This window comes from Burkholderia sp. MSMB1498 (genome assembly GCF_001526245.1).
Lineage (GTDB): Bacteria > Pseudomonadota > Gammaproteobacteria > Burkholderiales > Burkholderiaceae > Burkholderia > Burkholderia savannae.
The window spans coordinates 11,892-25,412 of sequence record NZ_LOYJ01000099.1; the positions used below are offsets into that span (position 1 = coordinate 11,892).

A 13,521-nucleotide genomic window follows, 5' to 3' on the forward strand; every position below is an offset into this window, starting at 1 on the left:
ATCAAGCCCCGAAAAATTCTTCGAACGTCGCTGTCAAAGTAACTATGGCCCCCGCACCACGACGGGGCGCATAGCCAGCGCACACGTAGCGCCCGACGACACCGATCGGCGACGTCCACTGGAACGCCTTCCCACCGGCATGACGGTCTAGAAAGTCGAGAATCGGCTGAACCTCCGTCAGCGTGCCGATGATCGTAATCGGCCATTTCGCACGCTTCGAGTTGATCCCGTCCCGGAGACGCTGCTGATACCCGTCACCAAAGGACGCAGCTCGCACCTTGAAATCGATCTGTCCTGTATCGCCGGTGCGAACTGACCACGCGAAAATTTCATCTGCCATTTTTCATGAAGGAGTAAATGATTCCGCCCGGACGCGTCTCGCCGAGAACGACAGCACGCATCTTTTGCTTCAGGCCGTCAGCGAGCGCTTGAGCGCCCCCCGTTGACGACGGTTGCGTCTGTTCACGATCGCTAGACTGGATGTAAACCGGCATCGACAACGAGAGGCTCAGACCCGCGTCCGATGCATTGCCGCCACCCGCGCGTGAACCTGCCACGAGGCCGCCACTGGCGAACTTCGAGAGCCGCGACATGCCACGTCCGTTATTGAGATCCTCGAGCATCGGGAGCACGCCCGGTTGGGACACGACGTCGGCACGTACGATGAATTCCCGATTCGATACGCGAGCCAAAATGCTGTCGCTCGTACCCGTACCGGGTCCGCTGATCAGCCCACCGCCCGCAAATTTCATCCCGGCACCCAGTCCAAACAGCGCACCGCTACCGGCAATCGACGACAACGGCGTGAAGCCGTATGCACTCCCGCCCATACCGCCAGCACTGGAAAGCGCCCCATCGAACAGCATGCCGATCAGCCCCGTATACGCCTTGTTGGCGAAGAGCTGCGCGAATGAACCGAGCATGTTGACGACCATCGAACGCACGGCCTCGGCCGGTGTTTTCGTACCGTTCGCAATGTCCTGGAACAAGCCGCTGAATGCATTTCGTCCAGCGTCGGTGAAATCCTTCAAATAATTCGAGCTGTCGAGCATCGACTGACGAATGCGATCGCGCATCACATCCAGATTGCGCAGCACACCTTCGTCCGTCGTTTGCCATGAAAGCCGGTTGACCTCGTCATACAGCGCCTGCAGCGACGTCACCGTGTCAGCCGAATTTGCGCGCAACTGCGACAATCCATCGATCCACCCGGTCAACCCCTCTTGTTGATCGAGCGAAATCTTCCGCTGTACGCTGCTCGCCTGCGCGACGATGTCGTTGTACTGCGCTGAGATCTTCGTGAGCTGCCGGTTCTGCTCGATGAATGCAGCCCCCTGCATGTCCCCCGTCGATGCCGCCTGCAGCAGCGCCCCCCGATTGCGATCGTCGTAGTCGTGCATCGCGCGCGGCACCGACACACCCGCTTGCGCCAACAGCGCGTCCCGCGTGTCGGAAATCGACTTCAGGTAACGACGCTGCGCGTCCTCTTGCTGCGTCAGCAGCACCAGATCACGCGACGCGTTTTCCTCGCGAGTCTTCGCGATCTTCGTGTCGACCTCGCCGATCTCCTTCGTGATGCGAATACGCTCGTCGGCCGGTGCCTTCCAATATGCCGACTGGAGCGTCTTTTTCTCACGCTCGTAAGCATCGATCTTCTTCGCCGTCGTGTCGTCGGCAAGCGCGATTTGTGCAGCATAGAACGCGTGATCCGAAATCAAAGTTGCTTTGTGCAGCGCCTGCAACTGATCGTCGGCATTCTTGTACGCGTTTTGGATCAGCTCGAGGCTGTTCTTCGTCTCCTGCAGAGCCGCATCGAGCAAGCTCTTCCGGATCCGGTTCGCGTCCGATGCACCCGATCGGTCGGAGTACTTTTTCCGGATCTCCGCCATGTCCGCGCTCATCTGCGCAGCTGACACCTTGTTTTCAGGGTTCGCCTTGTTGTAGTCGGATACCTTGCGCTTGTAGTCGTCGAGCGCGTCGTTGACACGAGCAATGCCCCGCGCCTCATCGCGCAGTCGCTTGAGGTAGTCCGACGCCGCGATGCCCGCCTCTTGGGTACGCGCGTCGTCCGACTTCTTCCGCGCTGCGTCTGCCTCATCCGCCGCCGCCTTCTCAGCTGCGGCGAGCCGCGCCCGAGCCGCTTCCATCGCATCGGGTCGCATCGCGACCCCGCCCCGCCGCGCTGCGTCCTCCAGCTGACGCAGGTCAGCCTTCGCTGCCGCAACGCGCTCGGCCGTCGTCTCAGCTTTGCCGATCGACTTCATCCACTCCCAAGCGCCACCGATCGCACTCCCCACCCCACGCCACGCTCGCTCCAACGCGCCGAGGTTCGACAGAGACTCGCCGCGCAGGTGTGTGTCGAGCAGCTTCGCCGTCTCGAGCATGGCTTTTTGTCGGTCGCCCGTCTCCTCAATCGCGCGAATATGCTCGTACTGCGCCGTCGTCATGAAGTGCATGCTGCGGTTGTGCTCTTCAGCCCATTTGGCAACACCTTCGGGCATCTTCGCGAAATCTTTGGAGATCTCGTCGAGGCTGGCGCCCGTCAGGTCGTGCAGCCGAATCATGCTCTGCCCGAGCACCTGGAGCGCTTCACCTGCGATCTGCCCCGTCGACACGAGCGACTGGACGCTCTGCCGCGCAGTACCGACACTCGCGTGCGTTGCGTCCGCCACAGACACCGACATTGCAGCGATGCTGCTTGTCGTCATGCCCGCGTAGTTACCGGTCAGCTGGATCGACTTGTTGAACGTGCTGACCTCCTGCGCGCCCTTGTAGACCCCGACCGCGAGCGTACCGACGGCAGCCGCGACCGCACCGATTGCCAACCCGACCGGACTAAGTGCGACATGCATCAGATCGATCTGCTCTGCAAATACCATCGCGGAGCCGCCAAGGTTCTTCCAGCTACCCGTCACGACCTCGTGGGCCATCACCATGAGCTCGCGACGCGCAGCGACGGTATGCACCCCGACTTTCTGCATCGACTGGCCAGCCTGTTGCGCCGACTGGTTGACACCGTTTGCAAACGACGTCGTACTGTTCTGCGCTGTTTTCAGGTTCGCCGTGTACGTCGACGGGTCCATCGTCAACTGCACGACCAGTTGGCCCAAACTTCCGCTTTGTCCGTTCATATCGAATGCCCCACTACTTCCGGTCAGTCAGCCAGCAGCACCTCAAGTGCCGCTTCTTCCATGACCCTGATCTGCTGAAACAACGCGGCACGACGTCTGCGCTTCACGCCGAGCATTCGCAACACCGGTTCAAGCGCCGAATAGTCGAGTCCGGTATGCAACATCGATGCCCCACCGAAACCAGCGATCCCTGTCATTCGCCATTGCGTCGTCATGGCAACAAACACGCGCACCGCCTCCCAGTTCTCCGGGTAGACCTCAAACGCGGTCTCAGCCGATTGCAATGCAGCGACCTCCAGATCCGCCGGACGCGCACCGAACGCTGCCAACGCGTCCACGACGCCGCGATCGACGGCCGGCGCTGACGACGATGCGCCGGCCCAATGCCGTGCCGCGTCGATCAGTTTTTTAGTCCGGCCCCCGACGCCCCCGTCATGAATGCCACGACGACACCGCGCAGCGCGTGCGGAATGGACAGAAGTGCGTCACGCGTCTCGTTCGTGAAAGGCACCTCACTGCCCGTAGCGTCAACGAGGCCGTGCCAGCCGACGAGCAGCTCTGCGACGATCGATTGATCAGTGCGGCCGGACGCGCGCATCTCGTCCCACTCGGTCATCGAAATCCGCTTGAACACCGCGACGAATTCATGGGTTTCAACATCGCCGCTCGAGCTCGTGCCCGGCTCCACGACGGTAACCTTCATCGTGAAGGTCGGTGCTTTGGTCAAACAGTAGGACATACGCCCTCGCAAAGAGAGACGGCCGCATCGCGCGGCCGTCTGAATGGGGTTCGAAAAGTTACTTTACGGTGATCACCAGCTCGTCGTTGCCGAGTGCAGGACTGACAGTCAACGTCGCGTCGAGCATCACCTTTTTGTCCTGATCCGAATACGACGGATCGGTCAACTGCACCTTGGGGGCGTCGAACTGGACGATGTTGCCGGGCACATTGCCCTGTGTGATGTTCAGTGCGCCGGTCGTCGCGTCCTTGACCGACTGCCACCAGTTCTTTTCCGCCACCGACCCGAGCTGCATCGTGATCTTGCCGGTCGGCTGACGGTCGTTGATCTCAGCGCCCTCGTAGCCGATCAGTGCCGCCCACGTCAGCGAGTTAGCCAGATCGAGCGACAACGCCTGCAGCGGGCCGGTATACCCGTGCATAGCCCAGGTGGTCGCCTCGGTGCTCGCAAGCTTTGGCCGGAGGAACTTCGAGAAGTCGGTGTCCGCCGGCAGCGGCGAGTCGACGACCGGGTTGTAGACGCCCATGAAGTGAAACTTCATCTTGGGGATCTGCTTCACCGTGAAGTCCCATGACACCGTCCCGCGCGCGTCCGTCAGCTTGTGGAGAAGACCATCGAGGTAGTAATACAGCGTCAACGGCGTCTGGACAGCCGTACTGACCGGCCGATACTTGACATCAACCTTGTCCGTCACGGTCTCGGCAAAGTTGCACGCCACGAGCAGTCGACCCCATGCAGGGGCGACGCCCGCCGTGCCCGACCCGGCAACCTCGACTTCGAAATCCAGCTCGGCATGCGCGCCTGCCGGAAGCTGCTCGCTACTCCCGAAGTATGGGCGCACGAGATCTCGGCCGGTGTATTCGGCGGAGATCGCCTTTGCAGACGGATTGCTTACGAGGATGGCATCAGTTGCGCCTTTCGGCACGGCCGGAGTACCAACCGCAGTTTGAAGCGCGGCTAGTACAACGGAATTTCGCATTGATTTGGGGGCACCCATTTCAACTCCTGTCAATGCGCTACCGCGACCTCAATCGAGGTGGCCAGCGCGCGTCTGGTAAAGAAAGAGATATCGCATCGTCACAACACCGACGCCGCCGTCTGCGTCGCCCGCCTGCGGTTCGTCCGTGCCGGCCTCGCGTACGCCGATCAGTCCGTCCGCCTGAAAGCGCATCACGAGTGGATGCGTCACCTCGAATATGACGTCGGCCTCGCGATCGGGCGCATCGGCGTGCACAACTGCAGACAGCGAAACACCACACTCGCGCGTCGTCACGCCGATGTTTTCCTCTACCACCGGGTCGGAGCTTCGATGCACGACAAGCACACGCGGTTCGCTGCTTGCGAACGCGGCGAATAGCGAACGTTCGACCACGACTCCGGTATCACGCAAACCGGGTTCGGCCGATAGCGCGGCCATCAACTGGTCGATGAATTGCTCGCGCATCGTCGTCATCGCTTCACCTCCAGCTCGGCGACAGAGAAAAAGCCGTCATCGGTGCGTCGCGGCGGGCGAAAGATCGAATACCGCACGCCGTCGATCACGACGACGGAATCGCGGCGCAGATCCGGAGCGGCAGTCGTCTGGTACTCGATCCGATGTTTCGAGACTGTCACGCGACCATCGAGATCCATCTCGTCAGGGGCGAAGAAACCGACCTGCAGGTCTGCACCCGATTCCTCGATCACGGCCGTTTTGAGCATGCCTACGGCCGCGATCGCCGCCCAGATAACAGACGGGTCATACATCGTCACTGCGTCCGCAGAAGACGCACGCGAGCGACGCCGACGTTTGCCGCCTTCGGTGCGGCATAAATGCCGATAGGAACGTTGCCGTCCGCCTTGGCCGTCACGGTGCCGGCCGCCGCATCGAAGAATGCAGCATCGCCAACGACAGCAGCATCCGCCGCCACCGCCGGCAGCTCGAAGACGCCGTCGAGTGCGTACTCGCCGGGCACGTTCGCCGCATACGAACCATATGCGACAGCCGGCGTTTTCGACGAGCCGAGCAGGACGAGATCGCCGGAGTTGACGTCCTTCGTCAGCGTCACGGTGAGAATGTCACCGTCTTGAATGTAGTTCCGCATACATGCACTCCTGTTGAAATAGACAGAGACGCGCGGCGGCACACCACACGTGCGCCGCCGCGCAAGTTACTTGCCGGCGTTGCGGAACAGACCGCGATGGTCGGTTGCCTTCGCTGCGAAGTCGATCCGCGCCTTGACCTTCAGGCCGTCGACATCGAAGTCGAGCGATTGCTCGGTGTACAGGCCCTGCTCGCCCTCGAGGTAGCAGAACTCGACCGTGTCGATCGTCGCGGGATCGGCAGCGAGGTACCACGCCGTCGAGCTGATCGCATCGAGGCGCGGTTCGACAACCGGTGTCAGAACGCCGTAGAACGGGTTCTGATCCTTCGCGACGGTCGGCGTGTACTGGTTGCTCGTGTACTGGCCCGCGACCGTCTCGAGCGCCGCCGGCACGAGCAGATACTTCGGCATCACATTCACGACCGAATCGTCGCCCGGTGCCTTCTGCGTACGCATCTTGGTGCGCCCTTCGGACAGCGAGTCGATGCTGATCGATGCTGCCGTACCGATGTTGTTGTGCGCGGCATCGAACAGCGGCTTGCCGTCAGCCATCTTGCCGCCGCCCGTCAGTGCGCCGTAGACCAGGTCCGATTCGAGGTTCGCAGCTGCACGGCCGAAGAACAGCGGCACACGCTCGAGTGCCGACAGATCGTCGTTGATGATCATCTGGCGCGTGAAGCTGATCACTTTGCCGTAGGTGCCGAGCTGGATCACTTCGCCGCCGTCGACCAGCGTGCCGGTCTTGTACTCGCCGGCCTCGTTCACTTTCTCGAGCTTCAGGTTGCCGTCGACCATCACGCGCGTAGCCGCGCGGAAGTCGGTCAGAACGCCCTGACGCGCCCACGTCGTGAACGAGCGCGGCGCTGCCGCGTACGCGTCGCGCAGCGTGCGATTGATCACGTTGCCGAACACGACCGGCAGATCCGACGTCGTGTGGTAGCCGCCACGCTCGCCCATCCCGAGCGCAGCGCCGGCCAGCGCACGGATGTCCATGCCGCGCGTGTCAACGTGTGCCGCTTCCAGACCGATGCGGCAAAGTTCACGCAGCGTCATGCCGCGATACTGGCGAGCAGCGTCAGTGATCGTGTGGCGCGGGTTGAGGCGATGCATGAGTGCATCGGTCATCGCGGCTCGGCGCACGTCCGTCTCGTCGGTGACGGTTTGAACATTCGCCTGCCCGCGGATGTTCGTTGCGTTCGAGCGCTCGGCTTGCAAACGCAGCACCTCGGCGCGTACGGCGTCGATCGCGACGCCGCGCTCGATGAAACCGTCGATCAGCGCTTGCTGGCCGTCGAGCGTGCTCGCGCGAACTGCTGCGCCGATCTCGATGATGCGCTGACGTTCAGCGCGCTCGCCTTCGGCACGCGCGTTATCGGCCGCCGGCGCCGGAGTGACGTTGCTGGGTGCCGGCGTCGGGGTTTGAACGGTCGTCGGTTGGGTACGGGTGTTATCTTGAACATGCATTTGCGTCTCAGCTCCTTGATTGATCGACGGGGCAGCGGCCCCGGTGGGTTGTGCGGCTGCCCCGCGCTCGACGAACTCGCACGGGAAAGTGGGAAGATGCCCCGCGAACGATTGACCGGGATCACCACGTGTCGTCGACCCGGCATCGGCGTTGATATCGACGACGGAGATTTCGGTCGGCTCCCAATCGATCGCGCGATAGATCCACATCTCGTTGCCCTCTTGGCCGGGCGGGATCATCTCGATGCGGTAGGTTCGATAGCCAACGGAGACGTTTCGGAGAATCCCGTCCTGAACGTCCTGAAAGTACGGCTCCGCCGTGTCACGGCGCGAGAATCGCAGCGTCGCAGACCCCGTGCCGGCGACACTGTCGAGATCGGCCGCCTGCACGACGCCAAGAACACCGTCCAGTCCCCGCCAACGCTCATGGTTGTTGATGACGGGAGCTGTGCCCGACGACAGGCGATCCATGCGAACGGCACCAGGCGCGGTACTGAGCTCTTCGAGATACGGCCGATCGCGCATCCAGTCGTATCGCGCAACCTGCGCGCCGGCCGTCCACGTCACGTCGACCGTGCGCGCCTCGGCGTTGAATGACGAGACCGGCATCAGGCGCGACATGAGCGGCATCGACGTGCCCCGCGCCTGCGGACTCGTCGGGCTGTTAGTGCTACGGGGCATGCTTGCCTCCAAATGAAGACGCCCGCTTACGCGGGCGCTTGTGGGTGGAAATCGTACGTCGCCGGGTATCGGGCGAAGACCTCGCTCCGCCGGCTCCGGCACCTCTACTGCCGGGCGGCGGTTCGTCAGCGTTGAGCGGATCGGCGACGATCTCTTCGTCGACCTCCTCCGGGTCGTCGCCGAGTTCACGAATCCCTTGCTTGCGACTCTTGAGCCGCGCCTCGATCAGCGCGATCAGGCCGTTCGCCTCGCGAGCCGGATCGATAAACTCGATACGCTCCGGCGTCCACGTGACGTCACATGTGGAAAGCTTCGTCTTGCCTGCAAGGAATGCCGTCGATACGAAACGCATTGCGACGCGCTCGCAGAGCATCGGAATCACGATCAACCATTGCCGCTGCTCCATGATCCGTTTGAACTCCATCTTCCCCATGCGCCCGCTCGTGAAGTTGACCTGCGAGTAGTCGCCTGTCAGCTGCTCGTATGTGATGTCGCAGCCGGCCGCAATCGCACGCAACTCGATGCGCACGTGCTCTTCATAACCGTCGCTAGCGGCCGGTGCAGCGAACTGGATCTCTTCGCCGCTGCGCAGATACTCAATCATCCCGGGTGACAAAGCCTCGACGCGCGGCGCATCGGCCTTCGCCCCGGTGACGGCAACGGGTCGACCGGGTTGATAGCCTTCATCGTTCGTCTTCACGAAGGCTGCGAAACACGCCTCGATCTTCTTCCGGACCAGCTCCGCGTCCTGATACTCGTCGAGATCGCGGACTTTCCAGATCGACGTGGAGAACTCGGGGAAACCTCGCACCGAACCGGGGCGCTTGATTGCATCGAACAGATGGATAACTTCGGACGCCGGCACAAAGTGACTTTGCATGTCACGCGGAACGAGTGCGATCTCGCCGGGGTGCCGATCGAAGAACCAGTACCCGACGCGACGGCCGATCGCATCGAACTGCACCCCGGTGATGATGAATCCCCCGTTGTCGGTCGGCCCCGTCTTGGCGCTATCGAGATACTCCGCTTCCAGCACCTGCAGCTGTAGCGGCACCTCGAGGCCATCGTCAGGCAGACGCGTCCTGAACCGAACGAACGCCTCCCCGGCCTCATCCATCGCCCGGTAGCACTGCGCCTGAATGCCATTGAAGTCGAGCAGACCAGCCGCATCGCATTGCTTGATCCAATGCTTCCACAGCTTCTGCAGCGCCTTGTTGTCAAACTTCGCGCGAATGCCTGTTCCGATCAGGTTCGCGACCTTCACGTTCAACGCGTGCTTGATGTATCCGTTGTTCCGGACGAGATCCCTCGACCGGTTACGCAGGGTCGCCAATGCTGGCGCAAGCTCGGCGGTCGCACTGGCCCCGCTTGCGCGCCAGCCGACAGCGCGAGGACCGCGCTTCGCGCCGTCGAAGCCGCGAACAGCATCGAGCGCGACACGTGCCTGCATCCGGCGAGCGCCCCATACGGGTGAAACCGCCGCGATCATCTTGTCGAGAATGTTCGTGCGCATATCAGAATCGCTCGATGATTGCGATGCTCGATCGCGGCCGGCGCGAGCCGCCTGCGGCCGCGTCGACGTCGGCCTTGATCAGGTCGCGAGCTGCGAGCAGGTCAGCGATGCTGCGGAACGTCGTCTTCTTGCCGTTGTATTCCACCGTCAGCGCCCCGCTCGCGATGGCTCGCTCGACGGCGATAAGGTCGTTCTGTGTGAATGCCATAGCTACCTACGCCTCAACCAGTTATCACGTCGTGGAACCCATCCGGTCGTAACCGAACGAGCCTCCGCCTCCTCTGGCACGGGAGCGGATACGACGGGTTCAACTTCCACAACTGCCTGTTCGGCCGCTTCCGGCTCGACCGCCAGGTCATCGCCATTCGATTCCGCATCGCTCCCGACAGGATCGGTGTCCACCTCGACCTCCGGAGCCGGCTCGGCGAATAGATCACGGACGCGCGGCTCGACGACAGCCTCGACAGCGGCCCAATCGGCGTCCTGAAACGCGTTGAGCCGCAGCTTCGGGTGGTACGCACATGCGAGGTTGTAGACCTTCAGGTCGAGCGCCTCGTTGCGCTTGCGAAGCTTGTCCCACCGATCCTTCGCCGGGTTGTATGCCTCCGCGCAGAGCTGCTCGAAGTACTCGTCTTCGAGATCCGTCGAAAACAGCATCTGATGATCAGCGACCTCTAGCTCCTCGTCGCGCGATAACGCGCTGTAGATCCGAGACTTCGCCGTATCAGTACCCACCGGCCACAGCTGCACCCCGCCCTTGTACGTCCGACCGTTCTTCGTCACGTCCTGATCGGTCGGGCGTCCGATGATCGGCTTGTGTTTGTCACGCGCCCCCTTGATCGCGAACACGCCGCGGTGCTTACGAAGGCGGCAGTAGTCGTACACATCCTGCGTGCGGCCACCACCCGAGTCGACCGCACACAGCTCGATCCGCATTGGCACACCAAATGCGTTGACGATCGGTGTCTCGAGCAGCTTGTCGAGCGCGGCCCATGGAGCCTTCGTCGCGGGATCTCCGCGCAGCACGTTGTGCTCGATCGTCCAGTTCCGCATCCCTCGCCCCCAGCCGCCGATCTCGACCTCGAGACGATCGTTCTGGGTATCGACAGCCGCAGTCAGGATGAGGCACCCGAGGGGGATCGTACGCAGCTTGTACGGCTGCGCGCGGCGCTTAACCGTCTGCCATTTCATCTCGGCCGCTTTGTCCTCGTATGTCTCAGCGAGACCGTTGTTCAAGAAAGCGATCTTCTTCTCAACGTCGAGGTTACCGGCCTCGTGCTCGGCCGCCATCTCGTCCCACGGACGCCAGCCGAGCGGTGCATAGATGGCGCTAAGGTGGAAGCTGGCAGTCTTTCCGTCGCCCTTCGCGGTCGGCATCCAGTACGCACTCTCATACCCCCGCTTCCATTCGTGCTCACGCCCCCCAGCCCCGCATGATTCGCAGTAGTAGCGCACGGTCTCCGGCTCGCCCGCCGTGTACTTCATCCCCTTGTGCCAGTCAAAGAACTGCGGATGCCCGCAGTGCGGGCATGGCACGAAGTACCGGCGTTGGTCCCCCTGCTCGTACAACTTCTCGATCTGCGACCGACGCTTGATCGTCGGCGTGCTGTTCGCGAACACCTTTGCCCGGCGGCCAAAGTTGCTTGTCCGATTGACGGCAAGGTCGATCGGATTGCCCTGTCCGTCGACGTTGAGCTCGTACTCGTCAACCTCCTCGAGCAACGCGTAACGAACCGTCGTCGACTTGAGGCGACCTGCGCGCGTCGCACTCACGAGGTTCATCATGCCGCCGGGATAGCGCTTGCGCAGCTTGGTGTTGGCGCTGTTCTTCCGGTTTGAATCCTTCACGCGGCGGCGCAGCGCACGCGTCGCGAGCCTCATCGGCTCGAAGCGGTCCATCTCCCACTTCTCAGCGTCGTCCTTCGTCGCGAACACGCACAAGATGTTGCCGGCCGCCGTCGTGATACTGCGACCGATGAAGTTCTCGCCGAGCGCCGAGCCGCCGAGCTGGTGCCCTTTCTGAAGGCCGACGACCACGACCCAACTGTTGTCGAACGGTCGAGGATCGTCGTGCGCGTAGCGTGTGACGTTGCTCGACATGCCCGACAGCGCATCCATGATGCCCACGAGGTACGGGGTCCGGCTGTTGCGCCACTGGCCCGGCTCCGGGCTGTTCTCAGGCAGGATGCGATGCCGCTCTGACCACTCGGCGATACCGATGCGTTCGTCAGGCTGGATCGCCTCCTTGATCGTCTTCAGGAATGCTTCTGTCGCTCCCATCGGCGTCACCGTCTTGGTCTTGCATCAACGTATCTACGTCGACCGAGGACAGCGCCCGCGCGAGCTCCTCCTCAAGTATGGATTCGACTCGGGCCGCGCTGTCTTCGGCCGCGAGGATGTCTTTGACGCGCACGGGAACGTTCATCACGTTGTCCCGCACGGTCCGGAATGCCGTGAACGCGATCCGCTGCGCGTCCGCGAGCGCCAGCGTGTTGCCGAGCTCGCGCGCGAGCTCCATACGTTCGCGCTCGAGGCGTGTCTCCTCGCGATGCGCACGCGCAGCGCGATACTTCGCCATGTGCGGGTCTTCGTTCTTCGCGCCAGCGGGAAAGTCGTCATCGTCGTCGCCCGGCGACGACGGCAGAGAAGCCGAGGAAAGCGCAGGCGTCGCGCGCGACAGATCCTCGAACGAGCGGCGCGATTCATCGGTGTTGCGCCGCCATGCCGCCTCCGCCACATCGGAGTCGATCTTGCCGTTCGCGTTCAGGGAGATCCGGCCGGCCTTGATAGCCTTCTGAACCGAGTTGAGCGCGACGTTCATGTGACGCGCGAAGGCTCGTTGACTCATCTCAGCCATATGACCACCCGTTGACCACCAAAACTGACCACCTGACCACCCCGGTGACCACCCTGAAATATCTTTGACACTGCGCGTCTAACGTGGCTCGAATTACCCGCATCGGCAGGGGGGCGGGGAGGACCCGCCGCGATGCGACTCACTCTCATCTACGGCCGCCGCGTCGCCATCGCGAGCTTCAACGCAGCCTCGAACGCGGTCGGCAGCGTGCGCACCGTCGTGTTCTCGACCACCTGATTGAATCGAAAGCGCACACCGTAGCGAGGCGCACGAACGAACATCAGGACCGGCCGAATCGCGTAGCCGGAAGCGAACTTGTATCGCGCCCACACGCCGAGCGCCATCCTGCCGCCACCCGGTCGACCGACGAAGTAGCGCGCGTCGCGAAGCGGATCGCGCTTGCGACGCTTTCGAGACCGGTCTGTTTCGTTCTGCGTTCGATCACGCGACGCCTGCAGCTGCGAAAGGATCTTCGAGTACTGGCCACGGCTGAAGTTGCCGTACTGGTCGAGCTGCGCCGCCGCACCTGGCACAACGTACATATCGGACGGCAGAAATCCCCGCGCTCGCAGCAACGCTTCAACTCGCTTCACGCTACGCGGGCCGCCCGTCACTTGCGGCATCAGGTACTTCGTTGCAGGCGTGCCCTTGAACGATTCGTCGATGAACCCGACGCGCGCCTCGAGCCGCTTCTTCGTCGCCACCTTGATGCGCAACGAGCGTTGCGTGTACGGCGTCGGTCGATCGAACACTTCGCGAATCTCATCGCCCAAAGCTGCTTTGCCCGCAGCAGCCGTGTCGTTCAACGCTTTCGAGATCGCGAACGGTAACTGCCGCTGCACGTGATCTTCGAACGATGCTTCGAGGCGAGACGAGTCGACACGTAGCGTGAAAGAGCCACCAGTCATGCGGCCTCCAATGCAAAAAGCCCCGAGGCTTGCGCACTCGAGGCTTCTAGAATTCCATTTCGTGAAGGCGAGCGCCTCCCACTGACCTAACGGGCACCCTTAATTGTTGTTATGTCTCCGAGAGGTTTGCACGACTAACGCGCG

Annotated in this window: 14 protein-coding genes; all 14 read right to left on the bottom strand. The window is 62.4% G+C overall.

Annotated elements, in window-relative coordinates; all coding sequences use genetic code 11:
• Position 1 precedes the first annotated feature (1 nt).
• On the bottom strand, positions 2-340 hold the full coding sequence (locus WS91_RS20590) for a phage tail protein (RefSeq protein WP_059670908.1): 339 nt from the start codon (positions 338-340) through the stop codon (positions 2-4).
• Positions 330-3,110: a phage tail length tape measure family protein gene (locus WS91_RS20595; protein WP_059670909.1), complete on the bottom strand. Its 2,781-nt coding sequence runs from the start codon at positions 3,108-3,110 to the stop codon at positions 330-332. Before WS91_RS20595 ends, WS91_RS20590 begins: the two co-directional genes overlap by 11 nt.
• A gap of 44 nt (positions 3,111-3,154) precedes the next feature.
• Complete coding sequence (locus WS91_RS20600; protein WP_197422259.1) at positions 3,155-3,469, bottom strand: DUF1799 domain-containing protein; 315 nt, start codon at positions 3,467-3,469, stop codon at positions 3,155-3,157.
• 62 nt (positions 3,470-3,531) lie between these two features.
• Positions 3,532-3,870 (bottom strand): hypothetical protein, encoded by a 339-nt coding sequence (locus WS91_RS20605; protein ID WP_059670910.1) that lies wholly within the window; start codon positions 3,868-3,870, stop codon positions 3,532-3,534.
• Positions 3,871-3,928: 58 nt separating this feature from the next.
• A complete protein-coding gene (locus tag WS91_RS20610) occupies positions 3,929-4,867 on the bottom strand; it encodes a phage tail tube protein (protein ID WP_226166641.1) in 939 nt (312 codons plus the stop codon).
• Positions 4,868-4,897: 30 nt separating this feature from the next.
• Positions 4,898-5,323, bottom strand: coding sequence for a hypothetical protein (locus WS91_RS20615; RefSeq protein WP_059670912.1), 426 nt, complete (start codon positions 5,321-5,323; stop codon positions 4,898-4,900).
• Complete coding sequence (locus tag WS91_RS20620) at positions 5,320-5,616, bottom strand: head-tail joining protein (RefSeq protein WP_059670913.1); 297 nt, start codon at positions 5,614-5,616, stop codon at positions 5,320-5,322. The genes WS91_RS20615 and WS91_RS20620 overlap by 4 nt, the downstream gene beginning before the upstream one ends.
• A 2-nt stretch (positions 5,617-5,618) precedes the next feature.
• Complete coding sequence (locus tag WS91_RS20625; protein ID WP_059670914.1) at positions 5,619-5,954, bottom strand: DUF2190 family protein; 336 nt, start codon at positions 5,952-5,954, stop codon at positions 5,619-5,621.
• A gap of 66 nt (positions 5,955-6,020) precedes the next feature.
• Positions 6,021-8,039 carry a prohead protease/major capsid protein fusion protein gene (locus WS91_RS20630; protein WP_059670998.1) on the bottom strand — a complete coding sequence of 673 codons (2,019 nt, stop codon included), beginning with the start codon at positions 8,037-8,039 and terminating at the stop codon, positions 6,021-6,023.
• A gap of 49 nt (positions 8,040-8,088) precedes the next feature.
• Positions 8,089-9,612: a phage portal protein gene (locus WS91_RS20635; protein ID WP_059670915.1), complete on the bottom strand. Its 1,524-nt coding sequence runs from the start codon at positions 9,610-9,612 to the stop codon at positions 8,089-8,091.
• Between the two features lies 1 nt (position 9,613).
• Entirely contained in the window at positions 9,614-9,820 is a 207-nt protein-coding gene (locus tag WS91_RS20640; protein ID WP_059670916.1) for a phage head-tail joining protein, read from the bottom strand.
• 2 nt (positions 9,821-9,822) lie between these two features.
• Positions 9,823-11,892 carry a phage terminase large subunit family protein gene (locus tag WS91_RS20645; RefSeq protein ID WP_059670917.1) on the bottom strand — a complete coding sequence of 690 codons (2,070 nt, stop codon included), beginning with the start codon at positions 11,890-11,892 and terminating at the stop codon, positions 9,823-9,825.
• Positions 11,840-12,433, bottom strand: a complete 594-nt coding sequence (locus WS91_RS20650) for a hypothetical protein (protein ID WP_082758258.1) — start codon at positions 12,431-12,433, stop codon at positions 11,840-11,842. The genes WS91_RS20645 and WS91_RS20650 overlap by 53 nt, the downstream gene beginning before the upstream one ends.
• Positions 12,434-12,618: 185 nt before the next feature.
• On the bottom strand, positions 12,619-13,377 hold the full coding sequence (locus WS91_RS20655) for a hypothetical protein (RefSeq protein WP_059670919.1): 759 nt from the start codon (positions 13,375-13,377) through the stop codon (positions 12,619-12,621).
• Between the last annotated feature and the right edge of the window lie 144 nt (positions 13,378-13,521).

What these genes read in the sequence shown, in the direction of transcription:
- WS91_RS20620 (WP_059670913.1), bottom strand. Translation starts at nt 5,616, where the DNA reads ATGTATGACCCGTCTGTTATCTGGGCGGCGATCGCGGCCGTAGGCATG.
- WS91_RS20655 (WP_059670919.1), bottom strand. Translation starts at nt 13,377, where the DNA reads ATGACTGGTGGCTCTTTCACGCTACGTGTCGACTCGTCTCGCCTCGAA.
- WS91_RS20630 (WP_059670998.1), bottom strand. Translation starts at nt 8,039, where the DNA reads ATGTCGCGCCTGATGCCGGTCTCGTCATTCAACGCCGAGGCGCGCACG.
- WS91_RS20635 (WP_059670915.1), bottom strand. Translation starts at nt 9,612, where the DNA reads ATGCGCACGAACATTCTCGACAAGATGATCGCGGCGGTTTCACCCGTA.
- WS91_RS20615 (WP_059670912.1), bottom strand. Translation starts at nt 5,323, where the DNA reads ATGACGACGATGCGCGAGCAATTCATCGACCAGTTGATGGCCGCGCTA.
- WS91_RS20590 (WP_059670908.1), bottom strand. Translation starts at nt 340, where the DNA reads ATGGCAGATGAAATTTTCGCGTGGTCAGTTCGCACCGGCGATACAGGA.
- WS91_RS20610 (WP_226166641.1), bottom strand. Translation starts at nt 4,867, where the DNA reads ATGGGTGCCCCCAAATCAATGCGAAATTCCGTTGTACTAGCCGCGCTT.
- WS91_RS20650 (WP_082758258.1), bottom strand. Translation starts at nt 12,433, where the DNA reads ATGAACGTCGCGCTCAACTCGGTTCAGAAGGCTATCAAGGCCGGCCGG.
- WS91_RS20605 (WP_059670910.1), bottom strand. Translation starts at nt 3,870, where the DNA reads ATGTCCTACTGTTTGACCAAAGCACCGACCTTCACGATGAAGGTTACC.
- WS91_RS20640 (WP_059670916.1), bottom strand. Translation starts at nt 9,820, where the DNA reads ATGGCATTCACACAGAACGACCTTATCGCCGTCGAGCGAGCCATCGCG.
- WS91_RS20645 (WP_059670917.1), bottom strand. Translation starts at nt 11,892, where the DNA reads ATGGGAGCGACAGAAGCATTCCTGAAGACGATCAAGGAGGCGATCCAG.
- WS91_RS20625 (WP_059670914.1), bottom strand. Translation starts at nt 5,954, where the DNA reads ATGCGGAACTACATTCAAGACGGTGACATTCTCACCGTGACGCTGACG.